We start from the raw sequence: 21,120 nt of genomic DNA, 5'->3' as shown, positions 1-21,120 counted from the left end.
GTGAATGATGCAGACGATGCCGCAGTCAAGAAAAAAGAGTGGAAGCCGCCTACCCTGGAGTCGCTGGAAATTAAGGACACTGCCTACTGGGAATATCAATGGGATATTGAGACCGGGTGGTGGAAAGAGGTTTGGATAAGTTAATCCGGCATTACAAAACCAGAACGCGGGGAGAGGTCCCGCGTTCTTTTCAATTTACGATGCTAAATTATCCATACTCACAATAATTGGTGTGCTTTATTATCGTAAGGCTGGTGTTCGCCAATTGCTCTTGTCGACCATTTTCCGATGATCATTGTAACCCTCCTGCTCCAATCCTGCCTCAGCTAACGAAAATTAAGGACAAACTCACGGGGAGTGACCCCGAGGATACGTTTGAAATGGCGGTGAAAATGGCTCTGATCGCTGAACCCCAGCGATGCGGCAACCTCATGGGTGGGACGCCCGCCGAGCAGCAGATGCTGGGCTTTGCGGATTCGCTCTTGAATGACATACCGGTGAGGCGGCAGCCCTGTAGCCTCTTTGAACAGCCTCATAAAATGGGATGGGCTTACATGCGCCGCTGCCGCAATATCATCCAGGGAAATATCATGTTCCAAATAATCATGAATATACTGCAGGGCTCCGTCCAATTGCTTTCGGGCCAGCTGTCTGGGGGAAGCCGCCTGACGTGAGGAAGCCGTACCAAACCGATGCAGCAAGTGCATGGACAAGAGCCGAATAAGGGAATCGGTATACAGCTTGCCTCCCGGCCCGCCATTCTTCATATCTTCGTACAGCCACTGGGCTACCTGCACAACCCGATCGTCCTGCAGCCGGATTTGTCTTCCAAAATCAATGGCGGTGCCGCCTCCAAGAGGAAGCTCCAGCTCGGCGGCGACTTTCGTGGTTAATACCGGCGACAAGTCCAGCCTCAGAAAGGAAAGTTCTTCATCCCATCTGCAGTACGACATATCGCCTGCCGAGAACAAATTAATGTGGCCAGGCATTGCAATGCCTTCTCCATGATATCCGTCAGCCCGTTCAAACACTCGCACCGGCTGCGGCGTTTTATGAATAACAATCAGATGGCTGTCCAGAGCCGGCTCGAACGCTTCCTGCGGGGAGACGCCCTCCCAGGCCGAAATTTTCAATTCGGACCATCCCGAAGCATCATTCGTAGCAACAGGTGAATCTGGCAAGGAACCATCCCCCTTTTCATAGTACAGCCCTCGAAAACATATCTGGTCCTCTATCATTTTAACGTATCCTTCTCGTAATAACCAACGGGTTACAGGCTTGGCATGAGAATTTTGTACAATAATGCGGTTGTTTTGTTCAAGATGAACCTGGGTTCCGCCAGGTATAATTTGATTCAAGTGATGTTCAAGCCATACAAAACGGGAGACTGGGAAAATATGAAATACGTTCAATTGGGCAATTCCGGATTAATCGTATCCAGGCTGGCATTCGGGGCAATGACATTTGGCACGGGAAATATTCCAAGCGTGTACAAGGTAGGACAAGATCATGCGCAGGGGTTAATAGATCAGGCACTCGCCGCCGGCATCAATTTCTTCGATACGGCGGACGGTTATGCAGACGGGCAAAGCGAGGAAATGCTGGGAAGGCTGCTGGGAGCACGCCGCAAGGAGACGGTCATCGCCACGAAAGCCGGATTTCGATCAGGCCCGGGCCTTGTTCAGGCAGGTCTGTCCCGCAAGCATTTGTTCGCTGCGTGCGAGGCGAGCCTGGCCCGTTTAAACACCGATTATATCGATCTGTATATTGTTCATAAGACAGATCCATTCACTCCCTTGGAAGAAACATTGGAGGCGCTTAACGATCTTGTCCGGCAGGGCAAGATCCGGTACATCGGTTATTCCAACTGGCCGGCCTGGCTGGCTGCACAGGCGGTTCAGATGCAGCGTGAACGCAGATGGGCCACCTTTATTAACGGGCAAATGTACTATTCCTTAATCGGCAGAGATATCGAGCACGATACGGTTCCTTTCATGAAGAGCGCCGGGGTCGGATTAACGGTATGGAGTCCTCTGGCCAGCGGTTTCCTCAGCGGCAAATATACCCGCGACAATCTGAAGGATCCGAATAACAGACTGAGCAGCTTTGATTTTATCCCGCTTGACAAAGAATGGGGGTTCAGCATTCTTGATACGGTCGGCGACATCGCTCGTGCTCATGACGCAACACCGGCACAAGTGTCGCTCGCTTGGCTGCTGGCACAGTCTCATGTGAGCAGCGTGCTGATAGGCTCAAGCAAAGCCGCGCAGCTGGAGGAAAATTTGAATGCGGCCGATCTGAATTTGACATCAGAAGAAATCGCTCGGCTGGAGCAATTGACCCGCCCTGCACCGCTCTACCCGAATTGGTATACAACCATGACCCTGGATTCCCCCGTTGCGGAGGCATTGAAATAATAACCAGCAGATAGAGATGGCCCTCAGGCGTTCAGCCTTATATTAGTCAATCCGTTCGCACAACGAAGGGGCTGCCACGCGGCAGCCCTTCGAATTGAGGTTTCGTATTTTAATAAAACGAACAGGTCCCTTATATTTTTCGATCTGCAATAGCTCGATAATCGCCTGTCACCGCTAATGGTGTACTCCCATTCAAATAGTAATGATCTGAAGCTCTCCATGTATGATTGCTTTTATTTTTTCTGCGCATATAGACGTAATTAAAAGGAGATGTGGCGTATATTTTATAGCCCTTTTTCTTACAGCTCCTCAAAAAGTTGACATCCTCTCCCAAGGAGCGGTCCGCAAAGCGGACGTTCTTTAACACTTTTCTTTTAAATAAAATCGTTCCTCCCTGCACAAACTCTAAAAATTTAGAAGTCTCAATAGGTGACCTGATGACTAACTTCCTGCTGGCTTCAAGATACACAAGACAAGCGTGCTTTCCGACAATATCGCTTTTTGTGCGGCTGAGCGCATGAACCTGTTCCCTTAAGTAGTACGGAGAGTAATAATCGTCATCGTCAAACTTTGCTATTAACGGGAATCTTGTTTTGATGATCCCACAGTTTAAACACTGGCCTAACGATATTCTCTCGGGGACCTTATACACCGAGACATTGTCATAGGCCCGGGTTCTGCCTCTAAAGTGCTTCAAATTCATGCTGTTTTTATTAAGAATGATGATTAGTTCTTTATTGGAATATTTCTGGTTTCGATAATTTGTTAATATATTATCAAAAAATTGTGGGCGATTAGTGCATGTAATAATGGAAACGCCACCTGACACCCTTGCTCTGCCCAAATTGTCACCCCTTTCGTTCCACTCTTCAACATATGAAACCGGCTGAAGCACGGTGTCAGTTCTCAAGAGGTGGCGCATCCTATGCGATAGGTTGACAAGAATGGGCAGGGGTTTGTTTTATCCATTTTTCTTAACAATAAAATAGATCGGGACTGCCGCGTATACGGCAATCGAAATATACGGAGAGACGAAAGCGATACCTATTGCGATAATGTAAACAGTCAAATGCAGCCAGGTATTCTTGAAAGAAAGCGCATTCCCGCTAGCGTTGAACGGATGACCGGCATTCTTGTTCAGTATATGGTGATACAGGCCATAATAACTCCCTCCGCAGAGCAAACCGATTATTCCATACAAAATAGAAGGAAAACGAAGGCTCGGGTATTCACCCATGAGCGCTGTCGGGTATGGGATGAAAGCGATAAACATCAGAAAAATGCCGTTCAGAATAATCGTCTTGCGATCCATGTATTCGGCTCCATGAAACAGCTGATGATGAGACATCCACCAAACAATCAGAACCAGAAAACTGATTATATAGCTGAGAACAACGGGCAGATCATGGATAAAATCCTTTACGAGCACCCAATCCCCTTCGGAGGATTCGAGCTTGGGAACTTTAAATTCAAGGATTAGAATGGTCATCACGATGGCTATGACGCCGTCGCTCAGAGCCTCAAGCCGGGTCTTGGTCATCGGTCGCTTGCTGCGATAACGCTATAATGCTTCATCTCCAGGATCGCGTTGAAGAAGGGTTTAACCCCTGCAAAAAAATGCTGAAATTCCGGACTTCTGCGAAATCCTTGCATATGCCCCTCCATCGATTCCCATTCAATTCGGATAATGAAATGATTAGGTTCTTCAACGCCGTTTATTATTTCATAGGACAAACAATGCGGAGATCGGTTTAAATACGTCCCGGCCTCTGTATAAGCTGTTATGAAATGCTGAGCTGATTCTGGCGCTATGTCATACCGGATGATTTCCACTACCATGGGTATCCCACCTTCATATTATTTATTCTGGCTGCGCTTTAATGATCTGTATGGCCTGTCGCAGATCAGAAAAATGCATATCCACATCCAGAATTATAAAAGAGCAGGTCCCAAACATACAATACGGCACATTTTTGTTCGTTGAATGCTGCCTGAGCTGCGGACTATCCGCCGGACGTCCCCATTGTCCTCACTTGCAGGTTGAATTCACGCATACGCTGTTTGCCCCATTCGCACATAAGCTCAAGAATCGGCTCAACACTCTTGCCGTACTCGGTGAGAGAATACTCGACCCTTTTAATCCGCTCCTCAAATACGACCCTCTGAATCAAGCCGTCCTCCTCCAGCTCCTTCAATTGAAGGGTCAGCATCCGCTGTGTAATATTCGGCATCCGCTGTTGAAGCTGACTGTAGCGTAAAGCCCGGTTGGAAAGATACCGCAGGATGACTGTCTTCCATTTGCCACCCAATACATCTAATGTCACTTCTACCGGACAACCATATACTTTGGTCATGGCAATACCACTCCTCTTTAATGCTTGGTCAGATAAGGGAGAGAACAAGATTTTTTATGGCCCGCAGTTCAACCTCTATAATAGTTTAAAATGAGGTCACATGGTTTTCAACATTTTCCGCTAAGTGATTGCCGTCCCGGGAATCGTATGGGAATATAAGGAGAACAGCGAATCTTGTCTGCTTGCCAGGTTAACCATCCATCCGGTCCAGACTATGAAGTCGATCCCCTATTCGAATTTTATAAGGAGATGATTCTGCATGTCCCAGGAAATGCCGCAGGAACCGTCCGCCTCCCAAGTCATTGCACCCAATACCAGGATGATCACGGCTGAGGACTTTACCGCATCCAACCGCACCTCGATTTGGTGGCTGTCTGGAGCCGGATTCCTGATCAACGTCCGCGGAACGCTGATTATGATTGATCCCGTCATTATGATGAAGGACGGCTCCCCTAGCGTGAATGAGCTTGGCCACCGGATGCTGGTGCCTCTGCCGATTGTGGCGGCGGACGTTCCGCATCTGGATGCTGTGCTTTATTCGCATATGGATAATGATCACCTGGCGCCGGATACAGCCGCGGCTCTGATTCGAACAGGCGGCATGTACGGAGGTCCCGCCATCGTTGTACGGGAGCTTGCGCGTCTGGGAGTACCGGCCGATCAAGCCCGGGCTTTCCGTATCGGCGAGACCTTCCGGGTCGGAAATGCCGAAATCGCCCTCACGCGGGCCGACCATGCCTGGCAAATTTCCGATCCGGAAAAACTCGGTCCGCCGTACGGTCCGGAGGACTGCTGCGGCTTCTTGATCAGCAGCCCGGACGGGGTTATCTGGTACACTGGAGATAGCCGTCTACTGCCCGAGCATCTGGAGATGAGCGGAGTCGACCTCCTGCTGCTGGATGTATCGAATGATCCGTATCACTTCGGAATTGAGAATGCCGTTAAATTGGCCAACCATCTTGGCGACGCCGATCTTATCGCGCATCACTACGGTACATATGACGCGCCTGAATCGCTGCCGTTCAACGGCGACCCGGCCAAGCTGTCTTGCGGCATTACCCGTTCGGAGAGAAGATTCCACATACTCGCGCCCGGAGAACGATACGATCTGAAAACGACGAAGTAAGCTGCCAGAGCCACGCCTCAACTGTGAGGCGTAGCTCTTATTTAGGGACTTTGGCAGCTGAGCATCACACAATGATCGGGCGATCCTACGGACCGAAGAATAACATGCCAAAAAACATCATCAAAAAGAAGCTCAGGAAAGCAATACTATTAAGGCCTATCAAAGTCATGTCCAGGGCAGAGCCTGTTTTTTTATAAGCAAGCCCCGCACAAACAATCCCGATTGGCGGGAATATGAACGTTGACAATATTCCCAAACCGTCATAGCGCTGATGATAATCTATAAACAATCCATCCACTAGAAACAGGATAATTGCGGCAAGAAAAGTCCCCATTGCAATCGAAAGGAAAATTCTCAGCTTCAATATGTTCAACAATCCCCTTAACCGCTTCCGCGCGCGTCCCTGCGAGTTTTAATCTCCGCCATCTTTGTAATAAAAATTCTAGTCTGCATAGAATCCGTTTTACCACTTTCATGCTATTTCTATGATAATTTGTGTAGTTGTTTACTGGCATAAGAAGGAGTTGATAGTTTAAATCCTTCGATAGGACATCCATTTTTGCCTGCTCATGGCTAATAATGGGCCTTTTGGCAGGGGAACCCGTTTTACTGTCGAATATTCATAAATAACAGCAGTAATTTATGAATATTCTCAGGATTTCCGTTTTAAACTCATGTATCAGAATTAGGCGATAGACAGATCGTATCGGGGGGATCTACGTGTACTTGAAATATTTACAGATAGTTAATTACAAAAATTTAAAATCTGTCAGATTTAACTTTTCACAAGGTGCAAACACGATTATTGGTGAAAACGACTCCGGAAAATCGAATGCAGTTACAGCAATAAGATTACTATTAGACGACTCATATTACTATAATAGTAAAAAGTTGAAAGACAGTGACTTTTCATATGATCTTGGCGAATGGCGTGGACACTGGATTATCATTTCTGCTGTTTTTATGGATATCACAACAAAAGACAAGCAAACTGAGGTTTGTGCTGAAATTGTACCGGATCAAGAAAATGAGAGTTTCCTAAAATCGTATATTAATAGTGGAAATGAAGACATAGGAGTAGTTACACTTTTCATCCGTCCCCAAAAGGCTACTAGGAAAAAACTTTATGAGGCAGAATCAAAAGCAGAATTTGATGAGCTTATAAAGGCGATAAAGCTATCAGATTATGAGTTTTATTATACATCACGTTCACAAACTGATTTCACCGATCCAACAGCATATAAAAGCATCGTAGGTGATTTTGAACTGGGAAGTTACTGCAACCCGGATGATGATGACGCAACGGTTTTGGGAAGTAAGCTGAATATTACTGATATCCAAGATCATGTCTCGGTTATGTTTATAGATGCATTAAGAGATGTTGCAAATGAAATGCGTAAGCCCAGAAATCCTATCCGAAGGATTGTGGAGGCAATTGAAGCCCGAATTGATCCTGTTGATATAGAAAAGATAAAAAATAACATCAGTGAGTTGAACCTTTCAATTTCTGAGGTAAAGCAAATCGGCCAAATTGGCGTAGAAATTAATTCAAAGCTTATGGATATGATAGGAATGGTATATTCTCCCGAAATTGCATTGGAATCCCAGCTTAATGATGAAATAAACGCTTTATCTCGCTATTTATCAATAAAACCATCTAATCAAAATGATATCGAATTATTAGGGCTTGGTCACTTGAATATGATTTATATGGCACTTAAATTAGTTGAATACAAATTTAACCGTACTCGTGAACTTATCAATATAATGATTATTGAAGAACCAGAGGCACATATTCATACTCATATTCAAAAGACTCTTTTTGACAACTTAAAACTTACAAAAGATTATACCCAAGTCATTATGACCACACACTCAGCTCATCTTTCGGAAGTATCAGAAATTAGTAAAATAAACCTTGTTAAGACAAGAGGAAACGTTTCATATGTAATGCAACCTATTCAAAATTTGGATCACTTCGGAGAGAGCAGACTTTTTTTAAAAAATTTAAGGCTATCGGAGTGTATTGAAAGGTATTTAGATGCAAAACGTTCAGTATTGTTATTCTCAAAAGGAGTTCTTCTTGTTGAGGGAGACGGTGAAGAAATTCTAATTCCTAATATGGTCAAAAAAGGATTGGGGATTACATTAGACGAACTTGGTATTGGATTAATCAACGTAGGAAGTACGGTGTTTGAATATATCGCATGCTTGTTTGATAATGATAGAATTCAACGACACTGTTCTATTATTACGGATAGGGATAATCAAGCAGTTAGAGATACTAGTACATTTTACAGTGAAAACGCTGAGAAAAAAGGAGAAAGTAGGCAGAAAAAGCTTGACGGTCTATTTGCTGACAACCCTTGGGTTTCAACTTTCTACGCTACAAACACATTTGAAGTTGAATTTTCCAAATTCAAGGATAATTCACAATTTATAAGGGACATTATTGAAACTCATTACTCTCAACCTGCGGCGATTAAGCGACACATAGAAGCTTTAGAAGGTCCAGATGAAGATCGCGCTAATACTGTATTAACATTAGCTGATTCAATCGGAAAAGGCTGGTATGCAACCTTGCTCTCTAGTAAGATAAATGCAACTGTTCAGATACCTGATTACATCTTATCTGCAATTGCGTTTGCTTGCCATGAAATTGTTACTACGGATATTAAATTAAAAATGGTGATGTACTCTTTGTCTGAGTATACTGAAAGCGATGTTATTATAGACATGCTTTCAATTGCAAGGAAAGCCGAAACTGTGGAAGAAAAAGAACAGGCAATTTCTACATTTTGTGGAACATATCCAAAAGATATAGTATCGTTATTTATACAAAAAACAGATGTTGTTTTCTTATGGTATTGAAATGGATACCGAAAAATTATGGTTTTTAGATGACTTAAATCCCAAACAGCGAGCAATTTGCATAAGTGATAAAAACACGCTATTAACAGCTTGTCCTGGCAGCGGGAAAACTAGAACACTTACTTACAGACTGGCATTTCTTTCAACAACACACTCGGATTCTCATAAATTAAATATTGCAATTACATATACGAATCGTGCATCCGAAGAAATTAAAAGTAGACTTATAAATTTCAACATAGATTTAAAAAACATATGGGCGGGCACAATCCATCAATTTTGCCTAGAATTCATAATAAGGCCATATTCAATGTTTTCTAAACGTATCAGTAAAGGGTATCATATCATTGATGAATTTGTGCAAAGACAATACACTAATGAAATATGTGAGCAGTTGCAAATTAAATTGAATTTTAATGAAGATCCTTTTTTACATCCCACAGTAGTTCAGGAATATAATAAAAGGTTGGAAGAAAATAAGGAAATTGATTTCAATATGATTTTAAAACTGTCTTATGACTTGGTAAATTCTAACAATTTTATTAGATATAACCTATCAAGTATCTTACGAAGTGTGCATGTCGATGAATATCAAGACACTAATGACTTACAATACAATATATTAGGACTCATTGCTCGTGAAAATAGAGCTATCCGGTTCTATTTTATAGGTGATATAAATCAGGCTATATATGGAGGAATTGGAGGTATAGCTAAAAACAAAACCCAATTAGATGAATTATTTGGAACATCATTTGAGATAGAGCAATTGGATGGGTGCTACCGTTCAACCCAAAGAGCTATTGACTTTTATTCACACTTTCAAGTGGCATCGTCTGATATATCAGCCGAGTCAAATTTGAAAGATGAAATGGGAATAATATCTTATGATAGAACAATAGATAGAGATGATCTAGCCAAAAGAATTGCAGAAATTATCAATGAACAATTAGAGCTAGGGGTGCCTGAAAAAGAAATTTGTGTTATTGCACCACAATGGGGCTTATTATATCCCATAAGCAAATCGCTGCGTTCTCTATTGCCGAATGTAAGTTTCGATGCTCCAGATGTAACTCCTATAAAGTTTGACCCGATGAATGTTTTTTACCGCATTTCTCAACTTAAGTTTTCAGTAGCTGGAAAGAACACTGGCATGAGGAAAAGAGTTGCCAATGAAATAATTTCTATTTTAACGGACGATTATAAAATACATCTTTCAGATAACATTGATAGTTACTTCATTTTAAAATGCATTAATGCCGCAAAGGTATGTGATGAGAATGGGATAGAAACATTAATAAATACTGTCAATTCTTTATTTTCAATTTGTAAAATTGATTTAGAACAAGAAATGCATTTGAAAAAGGCTTATATTGATTTTTTCGATAAAGTTAACCAAAGAATTACTGACAATAACTTGACTACAGACATGGATGCATTCAAAAAATGTTTCCAAGAAAAAAGTGGAGTAGTTATAAATTCATATCATGGAGTGAAGGGTGAAGAATACACAACAGTTATTGCGTTTGGATTTTTAAATGGATTAATACCCAATTGGGATTTGATTATTAACTTTCCTGAAGAAAGAACCTCTGAGACCCGAAAATTACTTTACGTAATATGTTCACGTGCAAAACAAAATCTATATTTATTTTCGGAACAAGGGAGAGTCACTAGAAAAGGAAATCCGCTAAATCCAACAGACGAATTAATCAGTTGTTGTGCAAAGTTTAATCTGGATTAGCTTTTCAAGACTAATTAATAGAGCTTGGAAAATTATCGAGAGCCATTCGATTGGGAACTCAAAAAATACTGGTTAGAGGGTGGGAAACTTAGAGACAACTATTTACCAAACGTACATACAACCCAAAAAGGCTCATTACTTATATTCATTTTCTAAAATAGAATATTGGTAGGAGTCATGCCATTTCCCTTTATGCCGCATATGGGTCTGTCAAATCTTTTGTGTAAACTCTTTTTTGAAGGCTCCCCCCGAGGGGGGATTTATCGTAAATGCTGCCCGATGCGATCCGGATAGAAGACCGAGAGCTGCAGGAGCATTTGACCCCAGTTTTGAACACGGCCTGTCCATTTACGGGTGACATCCATGGTGGCCAGATATAGCATTTTTAGTAACGACTCATCCGCCCTGAAAGATGCTTTTTCCCTTCGTCACTTTGCGAAGCTGACGATGGTAACTCTCAATGATATTCGTGGTATAGATGAGCTTGCGGATTTCGGGTGGGTACTTGAAGAAGGTGGCGAGCTCGTCCCAGTTCGTGCGCCATGAGCGGATAATAAGCGGGTACTTACTCCCCCAGGTTTCTTCAAAGCGATCGAGTTCCAGCAGCGCCATTTCCTCCGTCGCGGCCTTGTAAATCGGCTTCAGGTCAGCTGTTACCTTCTTCAGATCCTTGTACGAGACGTAACGAGTGGAGTTGCGGATCTGGTGGATGATACATTTCTGGATGTCCGTCTTCGTGTAGCAGGCTTGGATCGCTTGGCTGAAACCCGTCAGATTGTCGACACAGATGATGAGAATATCCTGCACACCCCGGTTCTTGAGATCATTGAGAACACTGAGCCAGAACTTGGCCGACTCATTCTCGCCAATCCACATGCCCAGCACATCCTTGTTGCCGTCCAAATCGATGCCGATAACCATGTACGCTGCTTTGTTCACGATGGCCCCATCCTGCTTCACCTTGAAGTGAATGGCATCCAGAAAAACAACCGCGTACACGCCTTGCAAGGGCCGGTTCTGCCACTCTTTGATTAGGGGAATGATCTTGTTCGTAACGTTGGAAATGAAGGTGGGCGAGATCTCGATGCCATACAGATTCTGCAGGTGATCCTGAATGTCTCGCGTGCTGACACCTTTGGCGTAGAGGGCGATAATTTGATCCTCAATCCCCGTTACATTGGACTGGTGCTTCTTGACGACAAGCGGCTCGAATTCCCCTTGCCGGTCACGAGGAACAGCAATCTCCTGATCCCCATACTCGCTGACGATGTTCTTCTTACTCTTGCCATTACGACTGTTGGTCGTTTGTTTGTTCTGCATGTCGTGTTTCTCATAGCCCAGATGTTCATCCATCTCGGCTTCCAGCATCTCCTGCAGCGTTTCGGCAAACAGCTCTTTCAATGCATTCTGTGCATCTTGTGCCGAGACCAACTTATTTTCCTTGATGAACTGCCGGAGCTGCTGTTTCGTCCATAATCCCATGTGTTCTCCCCAACCTCTCTTATTCTTCCATTGTAATGGGTTTGAGAGTTTACACAAACTATTTTACAGACTCCCGCATATGCTCCCTGATATGTCCTTCGTATGTCATCCCTATTTTTTGCATCACTTTGGCGGACCCCATGTTATCCGGACGGCAAGTCGCGAATATCCGATGGAGACCGAGCTCGCGGAAACCAAATCCAAGCAGAGCATCAGCAGCTTCTGTTGCAAAGCCGTTTCCCCAGAAAAGCGGATTAAAACAATATCCTATCTCCCCTTGTGATGGGCTGGACAGGTGGAAGCCGCAGCCGCCGATCAGCTGCCTTGTTTCTTTCAAGACTGCCGCTGCTTCAAAATCAAGGCGGGGCATTTGCTCTTGCATTTCAATTACCGTATTCAGATAGCTTTGTGTATCTTCTTTTGAGTTGGGTCCCCATATTATATGCTTGACTACTAATGGGTTCGATGCATAGACATGTATATCTTCCAAATCCTCGGGCTTAAATTCTCTTATAATCAATCTCCTGGTTTCGAGAATCATTGTAACCCTCCTTCATTTGATCAAAAAAATTTGTGCATACTTGTGTATATATTCTTGCAAATAACTTGATTTCCTGTTTTTTTCCAATAAACAATCACATGATGTCGGGTGCAGCAGCCACTCCAAATTTGTTTATTCCGATTGCCCCGGAATGACAAAGCGGATAAACTGGAGTATAGACGCAATAAAGAAAAGGAGACTTCAGAATGAATATACTCAGTCAACTGCTTGAGCCGATCCCGATTCCGAAGATGGTTCGAATACGGCAGAGATTCGACGGGATGAAGCTCGATGATCCTGCCGGGGAACTGCTCCGAAAGCTTGATGCCTGTCCTGCAATGAGTCAGATTCTACCCGGACAAAGAGTGGCCGTCGCTGTTGGAAGCAGAGGAGTTGCAAATATCGCCGCGTTCACCAAAACATTGGTAGAAGCGATAAAAGCACGGCATGCGCATCCTTTTATCGTACCTTGCATGGGCAGTCATGGCGGAGCCACAGCTGAAGGGCAGAAGGACGTTTTGAAATACCTCGGCATCACAGAATTGTCCGTCGGAGCGCCGATCCTTTCTTCGATGGAGGTCGTTCAGCTGGATGAGCTGGAGAATGGATTGCCTGTTTATGTAGATAAAATCGCGTCCGAAGCGGATGCCATCGTGGTGATGAACAGAGTGAAACCGCATACCGCTTTTCGCGGACCATTTGAAAGCGGAATCATGAAGATGATCTCCATCGGTTTAGGGAAGCAGAAGGGGGCGGAAGCCTGCCACCAGCTGGGCTTTGCGTATATGGCGGAGAATGTTCCGAAAATGGCGAAGCTTATGATGGACAAATTGCCGATTTTGTTCGGAGTGGCCCTGATCGAGAATGCCTACGATGAAACATGCCGGATTGAGGTGCTTGCGGCGGATCAGATTGAAGCGTTGGAGCCGGCTCTCCTCATTGAGGCGAAGCAAAGGCTTCCAAAGATCTTGTTCCCGCGGCTGGATGTGCTCGTCATTGATTATATCGGCAAAAATATAAGCGGAGACGGCATGGATCCTAATATCACGGGCAGATACCCTACGCCCTATGCGCATGGCGGGCCTGAGGTAAGCAAGATGGTCGTCCTTGATTTGACGCCCGAAACGAAAGGGAACGCGAACGGTGTCGGGACAGCGGACTTTACAACTTCGCGCCTGGTCGAGCAAGCCGACTGGCCAGTCACCTATGCGAATGGCCTGACTTCAACCGTATGCGCCCCAACGAAGATAGCGACCACCCTGCCTAATGACAGGGACGCTATCAAAGCGGCTGTCAAGACATGCAATATTTTGGATTATACCGCCTGCAGAATGGTGCGCATTCAAGATACGCTGCATCTGGGGGAGATCGAGATATCCGAAACGCTGCTGGAAGAAGCGCGGAACCATCCGGATATTGAAATTTTAACGGAGGGCTATGAACTGGCGTTTGACGAAAGCGGGCATTTGAGGAAATGAGCCCGGCATGCAGCCCCTGATTCTCCAGGCCTTGCATGAATCTGGAGCTTCTTTAAATAAGCGCAATGAGACGACTGAAGCCATTTTTCTGTCGCTCGTTGCGTTTTTTTCATTGATGCATCCGTCAAATATTATTAAATTTTACCCACAGCAGCAAAAGCGGCAAGGTAGCCGCTGTCAGTCCAAACGACAGTGCCGTCTGAAACTGTGTTTCCTTCAACTGTTGGCCAGGCTGGAGCCGCAGCGCCGGTCGTACCTGCAGTCGTAACCGTATAAACACGGCCTCCTGCATTTACTTGATCGCCAAGCGCTTTGACTGTGGCAGCAGTCCATAGAATATTATTAGCGGTCCTTGGCAAATCATCCGGCGTACCCGCTCTGGATAAGCACAGCCAATATTCAGGTTCACCGGCAGCCGGATACGCATTTCGGATGACTTGACCCGTAAAGAAAATGCCATACGTCGGTACGGTATCTCTTTCCTTATCCGGATCGTATCCAACATACACATTCTCTCTTGCAGGCAAAGTGATATTGCTGAATATATTTCGTGCAGAGATGAAGGATTTAATTATACCCTTGCTGTTGTAGAAACCAAGCGTCAATTTAGAAGGACCGGTATAGATGATACGGCTTCTTTTCAACGCAAAGGTGAAGAGCGGCGGCAGCCCGGCGGTCAAATCGTTCTTGATCAGATACAGGAAGGCGGTATTATTGATCGTAAGCTGGCTGTCTTCAATTTGTACGGTGCCTTTCGAAGTATTGAAATTGGTTTGTACAAGCCAGGTCAGCGTATTTAGAATGACCGTACAGTCCTTCAGGCCGGTATAGGGGTACTGACCATTGGTATTCGTATTGCCGATAAACACAATCGTATCGGTAAGCTTGCTTTTGACAATATTTACTTTCCGTTCTTTCATTGCGTACAGAAGATTGTCAATCTGGCAGGAATCAAACGTACTGTTATAGAAATTCACATTTTCATTGACAGTCAGCTGGTTACGGGTATTTACCCGAATCGTTGTATTTTTGGCGTCCAGACGATTTATTTCATAGGCTTTGAGCGTAATCAGTTTTCTGGCTCCTTTTACTTCCATCGTGCAATCTTCAATATGGTTAATTGTGATCATGGGTGCGCCGGAGAAAGTATCGCTCCACCTGAAGTGGTTGCCCCTGAATACGCATCTGTCATCGTCAGGATAAGCGAGGTTGATTACGTCCTCAAACATATTGCCCTCGGCTGTGATATGGTAACCCACGCCATTGTTCAGCAGCAGATTGCCGCCGACGATTGTATTGTCTCTGTATGTTACATGCGCGTTTTGGAAAACCGCAGTCATAAGCCCAAGGGAAGTGCCGCATTTGTAAATGAAGTTGCCGGTTACGACTGCTTTTTTCAGGATGTACAGATTGATAGCTGTACCCAGGCAGTTATAGAACCGGTTGTTTTCTATCGTTGGAAAGTAGGCGCCGCACAAGATGCCATGAAAGCAGTTATACATAATGTTATTGCGGATGAGCGTATTGTCGCCAAACGAATCCTCCTGATTGATGCAGTACCTGGTTGGATCGTTAAATATAGGCTTGCCGTCCAGATACTCGACGCCGATATCGTGAAGGATGTTGTTTTGAATAATCAGATCGTTGCCGCCAGGCGTAATGCCTCCTCTATGGCAGCCAAAGATTTCATTGTCCTCAACCGTACAATGATGCGGCGTCAAACCGAATTTCAGATGAATCTGCATATCCTTGGTTATATTCGTTTCGTTGTAGAATACGAAACGAAACATCGCAGCGCCAGGTACGATTGTGATCGGTTTGTATATCTTTTGGTTGCTGAAACCACGGATGAAGGCACCCGCAGCATTGTAGTAATAGACACCAACCTCTTTTGCATTAATCGCAGTTGCACGGGTATATCCAAATCCTGCAATAAGAAAAGCCTGATGTGGCGGTATATGTGCAGGTATAGTCAGCAGCTTGCTGACCATGTTTGTAGTTGAAGCCATAAGTGCGCCGGTATTGGGGTTGATATCGCTTACAGACAAGCCTAGTGCAAATTCTACCATCTCTGCTACGCCGGAATTAATGAACGATATCCCGTCGGCCATAAAATAGCTGATCGTATTTTTACCTACGTTGATATAGCTGGCCCCTTTGCCGATCTGTATGCCGTTTGTCCATTCATTTTTCCGTTCTTCGTTAGGAACGGCAAATGACCGGTCGGCTTTGTCTCCAATAATAATCCCCTTAATGAGACTCGTATGTGTACACTCTTCGATTTTAAAAGCAACGCCAGGTACTTGATTGCTTGGGAAGGCATAGTAATCACGCAGCACAGTTCGATTTGCAGTGTCGTAGGGAGACTGCGCTTCGGAATCGTATATTTCCTTGAAGGTAGAACCGTTGAGGTCGACCGTAATATAGCTGTCGGTGATCTTGATTGAATTGGGATAACATAACGCATACTCGCCCTTAGGAACGATAATGTAGCTATATCCCTGATCCGCTGCCCATGCGATAGCATTTGTGAATCCATTCACATTGTCATTCGCTCTGTTGTAGTCGGCTGTCACGTAAGGCTTAGATGGTAGTCCAGGAGTGATGTTCCAGAGAGCCAGATCAATAGTATACATCATACTAAAACCTCCTATTGTATTTGAGAGCTTTGTCGTTTTAGCATATTCCGCATCGATAAGAATAGTCTGTGCATGTGAGCAAATTAGATGAATGTCCGCGCCGCGATTCCTCCCGTCTTTCATCAGAACATGAATCCGCGCTGAAAAGACCGTCCGGCTGCCCGGACGGTCCTTGATTGCATCGACTATCATGTTATCGGATACGATGAGACTACCTATCTATCCAGCCCTCTGTCCGTAAACGGCATAAGCTGGCGCACTTTATCATTGCTCAACCAAACTCCTCCCCAAGTCAAAACAGCAAGGTAGACCGGAAAGAGAATCGTACTGAAAAGCGGGGCGTCCATCCGAATTTGCGTAGCAAGCACTCCGCCATAATATCCGGTCAGCAGCAGTGCGCCCAGGAATGACGTGCGTGGAACGGCATACAAAATAGTAGAAAGCAGCCCGAGTATTCCAATAACCATGATATGATGCTCGGCATATCCCAGCGTGACTGTCCCTTCCACAACCTGGGCAGGCTTAAACAATTTAAGGATACTGTCGAACAGCATAAATATAATCGTTACCCCGCTCATGATTCGCGCCGTCCAAAGCCGTCCTTTTGAAATGCTGGTAGTCATGATTTATCCCACCTTCTCAAATTTTGGATAAACCCATATTAGCATAAGCGGGTAGGCCGGATTTCTTCTGAATTGCTATTTTCACTCATTTGTCCTTCGTCTCAAACCACACTCTTCTGAAGTCCACCCAGCCTATCGAGTTGAGATGAACCCCTTTCAAGGATGGATGTACCTGTGTTTTGAGCGGACGATGATACAAATAGAGTACGGCATCATCCAGCTTGAGCATCTGCTCCAGCTCTTTGGAGATCTCGTAACGTTTGGCAGGCGAAGATTCCTCATACACTCGTTGGACAATCCCCTCGATCTGCTGCAAGTCCCTCTGACGCAGGTTTTTATGGAAGCAGCTGTTCCCGGACAGAAATAACTCAATCATCGAAAATGCCGATTCATCCTCCGTTACGATAGAACCGATGGTCAAATCCTCCTGCTTGATTCCAGCATCCTTCACCATGCTATTCTTGGGCGGTTCAATAACATCCAGCTCAACACCCAGAATCCCGCATTCCTCCATAAACCATTGTGTGCTTTCATTGGATAATGCTGCATATACCGTTACTTTTTCTTCCTTGTAGCCGCTATCCGCCAACAGCTTCCGGGCTAACTCAGGGTCATAAGCAGCTTCATAACCGGTAATCTCAGGATCGGGAAAGAAGCTTTCCACGGCTTTGGCATCTGTTGAAACCATGATTTCCAGCAGCCTCCTGCGATTCAATCCATGAAACAACGCCCTGCGGAATAACGGATTCTGCTGCGGACCCTCCTTGGATAAATTAAAGGAAATATAATGACAGGAAACAGCGCTGGTCTCAACCTCTATCCATGCGGACGGGGCCTGCATCCCCAGCTCGCCGCAAAGATAATTGCGCATTTGATAGGAATCGGTATCGCGCTTCCCGCTGCTCATATTCCGCTCCGGCGTCCGCCATATCTCTACCCGGTCCAGATGGGCGCGCTTGTCAAAATATTGCTGGTAGGCCTCAAGCACAATCATATTATCGTCATTTTTCACCAGCTTGAAAGGTCCCGTACCTACCGGCAATCTCGTGAATTGTCTTCCCAGGTCCAGTACGGCATCCCGCGGAACAATGGAAGTGGGGTCAAAGCTTAAATTCCGCAGGAACAAGTGATTGGTTTTGGTCAGAAAGATCCGCAGGACATAGTTATTGACCACTTCAACCCGGGAAATATCGGAGACCAGCCAGCGGAAGGGGGCCTTGATCTCATCGTCATTCAACCGTTCCAGCGTAAACTTCACGTCATGGGCAGTAAGCTCACGGCCATGATGAAAATAAATCCCTTTGCGGATATAAAATATCCATTCCGTACCTTGTTCATTCTTCCTCCAATAATGCGCGATATGAGGCTCAATACGGTCGTGAAGCGAATCGTACCGGACCAGGCAATCAAAGACATGCTTGACCAGATGCGACTCCACCGCATAGAGCATAAAAATCGGGTCGATATACTGAATCGTTCTATCGTATGGAATCCGCAGTGTTTCCATAACATCCATATTCTTCGTTTCCGTCCGGTAGCCAAAATGGGTATCGAGCCAGTACATGAACTGCTCTTTAACAAAGGGCAAGTGCGCGTATTCATCCAGAAAAGCAAACGCTTGTTTAAGATCCCCTTTTTCCACATACTGCTGTGCGATTTGCAGAACGATCGACTCCTGGGAGACGAGGAAGGTCATTTGCGAGCGATTGCCGCGCCCCCTCCCTGCAACCCACTCAATCCACTGCTGCTCTTCCATTTTACGCAGAATCAAATTCACGTTGCGCCCGGAGCATTCCAATACATCTGTCAGCTCCTGCAGGGTGATTTCGAAGCTCGTTCCCCGCATTTCGTTCAGATGCAATTGCCTTATTTTCAAATACTGCTGCTGCAGAATCATGCCGGTCACCTGCCCTGAATAAAAGATGAAATATATAATTAATACTTTACAATTTTTATTCATCTTTATCCAGCTATAATAAAAAACAAAGGGGATGTGACAAATGAACAACCTGTATGAATACGAAACGAGAATGAATCAAATCAGAGACGATGTGGAAAAAGCAGCGCGCGAGGCTTGGAAAACATCACCACAAGCGCCGCCCGGGCGGTTGGTTCTTCAGCTGCTCAGAAGCCTGACTCTGTGGCTGCAAAAGCTGTGAGCAGCATCGTACATCTGTTGTCTAGCCGTCAAATTCTACCTTTCCCGTAACTCCCGGTTGAGTCACCAGCGGCCTCTCCACACCCTCGAAGAGGTTGCGGCTCACCGAAACTTCATCCGCATCGATCGCGTGAATGCCAATCGCCGAATTTCGGAATACATTGCCGCTAATCGCAATATGCCGGTTATACGGACCATCGAAGCCGGAGGATTTGATGCCGATGCACCCTTCTGCGCCATATCGCGGATAGAAGCCGCAGTGGTCGAATACGCAATCCTCTATACGGATATGCGTCGCATGGCCTCCCTCGGCATGGGTTGGAAGCTCCGCCCCCAGAAGAATACCCGGGTTCATTGTATTGCGGTATGTACAGCGCTGGATCGTAACATGGTCGTTCCTCACCAGATGGCCTGCACCGGCGATGTTGACAAATTCCGAGTCGGTGCATGTGTAGCTGTCAGCCTCCCAGCAGTCTGCCGCACACAGCGTGCCTTCGAGCGCGGATGCGGGAATCTCCTCCTGCAATCGTATACGATACTTATGGCCCCCTTCGGTCTTCTCTTCCAGCGACCAATCCTCAATCACTCTTCGTTCCATATGCGCGCCATCATAAAATTCAATATGGCTGCCAATCTGCAGCGGCGCATACGTGTACTTGCAGAAGAAAACAGCTTCCAGCGGAGACAGCTTGCGCTCCAGAAACAGCCAATTGCTCTGAATATTCTGCCCGTCCATTCTGACGCCTTCCACATACATCCGGTTAATCTCGATATGGCCGCTGCACTTGAACAGCTTCCAGGCATCGCGCGGTGCCGTGAACAAGCGGTTCCCGTCAGGCTTGAAGACCACTCCTTCGGCGCGTATATGCCGGCAGCTTTCCGTCAACATGGCGAAGCCGTTCGCATTCTTGATGCGAAGCCGGCTGAGCTCCAGATTGTCGCACCGGGCGAAGTAAATCTGGAAATCTGTCCGGGCGCCTTGATGCCATGACAAATGCTCGCCCAGCTGCACTTTGGAGGCAACCGATTGGCTGTTCAAGACAAAACTCCGCTTGCCGACCTGCTCCCAATCCGCGTCGGCCCCGCCGCCATAGGTGACACTCTCGCCGGTCAACGCGCCGGTCAAAGGATCCAGGCGGTTCATGCAGTAGGTGCCCATCCCCTCATGGCAGGAATTCCCTGCGAACACCTCAACCGTAATGGAGGATTCCGAACGGCTTGTGACGATTCCCGCAGAAGCAAATTCAGGCTCCCGCGTAAAGGCCAAATGACGCAGGCTGAGGGCTTCATTGTCCTCGCACCACAGGATCGACGGCAGATAACCGTTGACACTCCCGTCATTGTAACCCGCCAGCACGGTAGCCGGCTCGCCGTTATCGCCTATCGCTCCCTGCAGCGTCAAGCCTTTCGCGCCGCTTATCGAAATATGGGTATCCTTCCACAACTGATGGCCGCTCCCCGCATCATGCACCATCCCTTCGGTCTGGACAACCTCAACCGAGGTGAGCCTGTATGTCCCCGCCTCAAATACGATTAATCCTGCTTCAGCCTCCAGTGCTGCCCGAATCGCCTCCCGAATTCCATCCGCGCTGTCCTGACCGGATGGCGAGGTATAATCCTTCACATAGATGATTTTATCCGAACTCATATGTTCTCCTTCTTTCTCCCATTAGTCTTGGAGCAGCCT

General features: G+C 45.8%; 18 protein-coding genes and 1 pseudogene. 7 read left to right on the top strand and 12 right to left on the bottom strand.

The features are described 5' to 3' along the window. Positions 1-144 carry a hypothetical protein gene (locus ACFOLF_RS25555; protein ID WP_210044073.1) on the top strand — a complete coding sequence of 48 codons (144 nt, stop codon included), beginning with the start codon at positions 1-3 and terminating at the stop codon, positions 142-144. A gap of 182 nt (positions 145-326) precedes the next feature. Here ACFOLF_RS25555 and ACFOLF_RS25550 read toward each other — a convergent pair whose 3' ends face one another. Then, a complete protein-coding gene (locus ACFOLF_RS25550) occupies positions 327-1,181 on the bottom strand; it encodes an AraC family transcriptional regulator (RefSeq protein WP_210044072.1) in 855 nt (284 codons plus the stop codon). 102 nt (positions 1,182-1,283) lie between these two features. On the opposite strand from ACFOLF_RS25550, the gene ACFOLF_RS25545 reads away from it, so the two are divergent. Continuing rightward, positions 1,284-2,417 (top strand): aldo/keto reductase, encoded by a 1,134-nt coding sequence (locus tag ACFOLF_RS25545; RefSeq protein WP_379113376.1) that lies wholly within the window; start codon positions 1,284-1,286, stop codon positions 2,415-2,417. Between the two features lie 130 nt (positions 2,418-2,547). On the opposite strand, the gene ACFOLF_RS25540 is transcribed toward ACFOLF_RS25545, so the two are convergent. The 4 genes from ACFOLF_RS25540 to ACFOLF_RS25525 all read right to left on the bottom strand — a co-directional run bounded on the left by ACFOLF_RS25540 (position 2,548) and on the right by ACFOLF_RS25525 (position 4,771). Further along, positions 2,548-3,327, bottom strand: a complete 780-nt coding sequence (locus ACFOLF_RS25540) for a glycosyltransferase (RefSeq protein WP_379113374.1) — start codon at positions 3,325-3,327, stop codon at positions 2,548-2,550. Positions 3,328-3,378: 51 nt separating this feature from the next. Further along, positions 3,379-3,957, bottom strand: coding sequence for a TMEM175 family protein (locus ACFOLF_RS25535; RefSeq protein ID WP_210044070.1), 579 nt, complete (start codon positions 3,955-3,957; stop codon positions 3,379-3,381). Next, entirely contained in the window at positions 3,954-4,256 is a 303-nt protein-coding gene (locus tag ACFOLF_RS25530; protein WP_210044069.1) for an antibiotic biosynthesis monooxygenase family protein, read from the bottom strand. The genes ACFOLF_RS25535 and ACFOLF_RS25530 overlap by 4 nt, the downstream gene beginning before the upstream one ends. 164 nt (positions 4,257-4,420) lie before the next feature. Further along, entirely contained in the window at positions 4,421-4,771 is a 351-nt protein-coding gene (locus ACFOLF_RS25525) for a winged helix-turn-helix transcriptional regulator (RefSeq protein ID WP_210044068.1), read from the bottom strand. 259 nt (positions 4,772-5,030) lie between these two features. Between ACFOLF_RS25525 and ACFOLF_RS25520 the strand changes: the two genes are divergently transcribed. Beyond that, the gene (locus ACFOLF_RS25520) at positions 5,031-5,897 is read left to right on the top strand and encodes an MBL fold metallo-hydrolase (protein WP_210044067.1); all 867 of its coding nucleotides are present in this window, start codon (positions 5,031-5,033) and stop codon (positions 5,895-5,897) included. Between the two features lie 85 nt (positions 5,898-5,982). On the opposite strand, the gene ACFOLF_RS25515 is transcribed toward ACFOLF_RS25520, so the two are convergent. Further along, the gene (locus tag ACFOLF_RS25515; RefSeq protein ID WP_210044066.1) at positions 5,983-6,261 is read right to left on the bottom strand and encodes a hypothetical protein; all 279 of its coding nucleotides are present in this window, start codon (positions 6,259-6,261) and stop codon (positions 5,983-5,985) included. Positions 6,262-6,623: 362 nt separating this feature from the next. On the opposite strand from ACFOLF_RS25515, the gene ACFOLF_RS25510 reads away from it, so the two are divergent. Beyond that, on the top strand, positions 6,624-8,768 hold the full coding sequence (locus tag ACFOLF_RS25510; protein WP_210044065.1) for an ATP-dependent nuclease: 2,145 nt from the start codon (positions 6,624-6,626) through the stop codon (positions 8,766-8,768). 1 nt (position 8,769) lies between these two features. After that, entirely contained in the window at positions 8,770-10,512 is a 1,743-nt protein-coding gene (locus ACFOLF_RS25505) for a UvrD-helicase domain-containing protein (protein WP_210044064.1), read from the top strand. Positions 10,513-10,772: 260 nt separating this feature from the next. Here ACFOLF_RS25505 and ACFOLF_RS25500 read toward each other — a convergent pair. Beyond that, positions 10,773-11,994 (bottom strand): annotated as a pseudogene (locus ACFOLF_RS25500) (IS256 family transposase). 58 nt (positions 11,995-12,052) lie between these two features. Beyond that, entirely contained in the window at positions 12,053-12,535 is a 483-nt protein-coding gene (locus ACFOLF_RS25495) for a GNAT family N-acetyltransferase (RefSeq protein WP_379114315.1), read from the bottom strand. 206 nt (positions 12,536-12,741) lie between these two features. Here ACFOLF_RS25495 and ACFOLF_RS25490 point away from each other — a divergent pair, with 206 nt between their 5' ends. Next, positions 12,742-14,013, top strand: a complete 1,272-nt coding sequence (locus ACFOLF_RS25490) for a lactate racemase domain-containing protein (protein ID WP_210046525.1) — start codon at positions 12,742-12,744, stop codon at positions 14,011-14,013. 134 nt (positions 14,014-14,147) lie between these two features. On the opposite strand, the gene ACFOLF_RS25485 is transcribed toward ACFOLF_RS25490, so the two are convergent. From ACFOLF_RS25485 to ACFOLF_RS25475, 3 genes are all read right to left on the bottom strand, one after another. Beyond that, a complete protein-coding gene (locus ACFOLF_RS25485; protein WP_210046524.1) occupies positions 14,148-16,652 on the bottom strand; it encodes a right-handed parallel beta-helix repeat-containing protein in 2,505 nt (834 codons plus the stop codon). A gap of 215 nt (positions 16,653-16,867) precedes the next feature. Further along, entirely contained in the window at positions 16,868-17,275 is a 408-nt protein-coding gene (locus ACFOLF_RS25480) for a DoxX family protein (RefSeq protein ID WP_210046523.1), read from the bottom strand. Positions 17,276-17,360: 85 nt separating this feature from the next. Then, positions 17,361-19,172, bottom strand: a complete 1,812-nt coding sequence (locus ACFOLF_RS25475; RefSeq protein ID WP_210046522.1) for an ABC transporter substrate-binding protein — start codon at positions 19,170-19,172, stop codon at positions 17,361-17,363. 103 nt (positions 19,173-19,275) lie between these two features. Between ACFOLF_RS25475 and ACFOLF_RS25470 the strand changes: the two genes are divergently transcribed. Continuing rightward, entirely contained in the window at positions 19,276-19,434 is a 159-nt protein-coding gene (locus tag ACFOLF_RS25470; RefSeq protein ID WP_210046521.1) for a hypothetical protein, read from the top strand. Between the two features lie 21 nt (positions 19,435-19,455). Here the strand turns inward: ACFOLF_RS25470 and ACFOLF_RS25465 are convergent, their stop codons facing one another. Then, positions 19,456-21,081, bottom strand: a complete 1,626-nt coding sequence (locus tag ACFOLF_RS25465; protein WP_210046520.1) for a right-handed parallel beta-helix repeat-containing protein — start codon at positions 21,079-21,081, stop codon at positions 19,456-19,458. Between the last annotated feature and the right edge of the window lie 39 nt (positions 21,082-21,120).

Origin of the sequence: Paenibacillus sepulcri (assembly GCF_042647105.1) — a bacterium.
Taxonomy (GTDB): Bacteria; Bacillota; Bacilli; order Paenibacillales; family Paenibacillaceae; genus Paenibacillus_Z; species Paenibacillus_Z sepulcri.
This window is presented reverse-complemented; position numbering and strand designations above follow the sequence as displayed.

What these genes read in the sequence shown, in the direction of transcription:
- ACFOLF_RS25465 (WP_210046520.1), bottom strand. Translation starts at nt 21,081, where the DNA reads ATGAGTTCGGATAAAATCATCTATGTGAAGGATTATACCTCGCCATCC.
- ACFOLF_RS25485 (WP_210046524.1), bottom strand. Translation starts at nt 16,652, where the DNA reads ATGATGTATACTATTGATCTGGCTCTCTGGAACATCACTCCTGGACTA.
- ACFOLF_RS25470 (WP_210046521.1), top strand. Translation starts at nt 19,276, where the DNA reads ATGAACAACCTGTATGAATACGAAACGAGAATGAATCAAATCAGAGAC.
- ACFOLF_RS25505 (WP_210044064.1), top strand. Translation starts at nt 8,770, where the DNA reads ATGGATACCGAAAAATTATGGTTTTTAGATGACTTAAATCCCAAACAG.
- ACFOLF_RS25525 (WP_210044068.1), bottom strand. Translation starts at nt 4,771, where the DNA reads ATGACCAAAGTATATGGTTGTCCGGTAGAAGTGACATTAGATGTATTG.
- ACFOLF_RS25475 (WP_210046522.1), bottom strand. Translation starts at nt 19,172, where the DNA reads ATGATTCTGCAGCAGCAGTATTTGAAAATAAGGCAATTGCATCTGAAC.
- ACFOLF_RS25480 (WP_210046523.1), bottom strand. Translation starts at nt 17,275, where the DNA reads ATGACTACCAGCATTTCAAAAGGACGGCTTTGGACGGCGCGAATCATG.
- ACFOLF_RS25535 (WP_210044070.1), bottom strand. Translation starts at nt 3,957, where the DNA reads ATGACCAAGACCCGGCTTGAGGCTCTGAGCGACGGCGTCATAGCCATC.
- ACFOLF_RS25495 (WP_379114315.1), bottom strand. Translation starts at nt 12,535, where the DNA reads ATGATTCTCGAAACCAGGAGATTGATTATAAGAGAATTTAAGCCCGAG.
- ACFOLF_RS25520 (WP_210044067.1), top strand. Translation starts at nt 5,031, where the DNA reads ATGTCCCAGGAAATGCCGCAGGAACCGTCCGCCTCCCAAGTCATTGCA.
- ACFOLF_RS25490 (WP_210046525.1), top strand. Translation starts at nt 12,742, where the DNA reads ATGAATATACTCAGTCAACTGCTTGAGCCGATCCCGATTCCGAAGATG.
- ACFOLF_RS25530 (WP_210044069.1), bottom strand. Translation starts at nt 4,256, where the DNA reads ATGGTAGTGGAAATCATCCGGTATGACATAGCGCCAGAATCAGCTCAG.
- ACFOLF_RS25545 (WP_379113376.1), top strand. Translation starts at nt 1,284, where the DNA reads ATGAGAATTTTGTACAATAATGCGGTTGTTTTGTTCAAGATGAACCTG.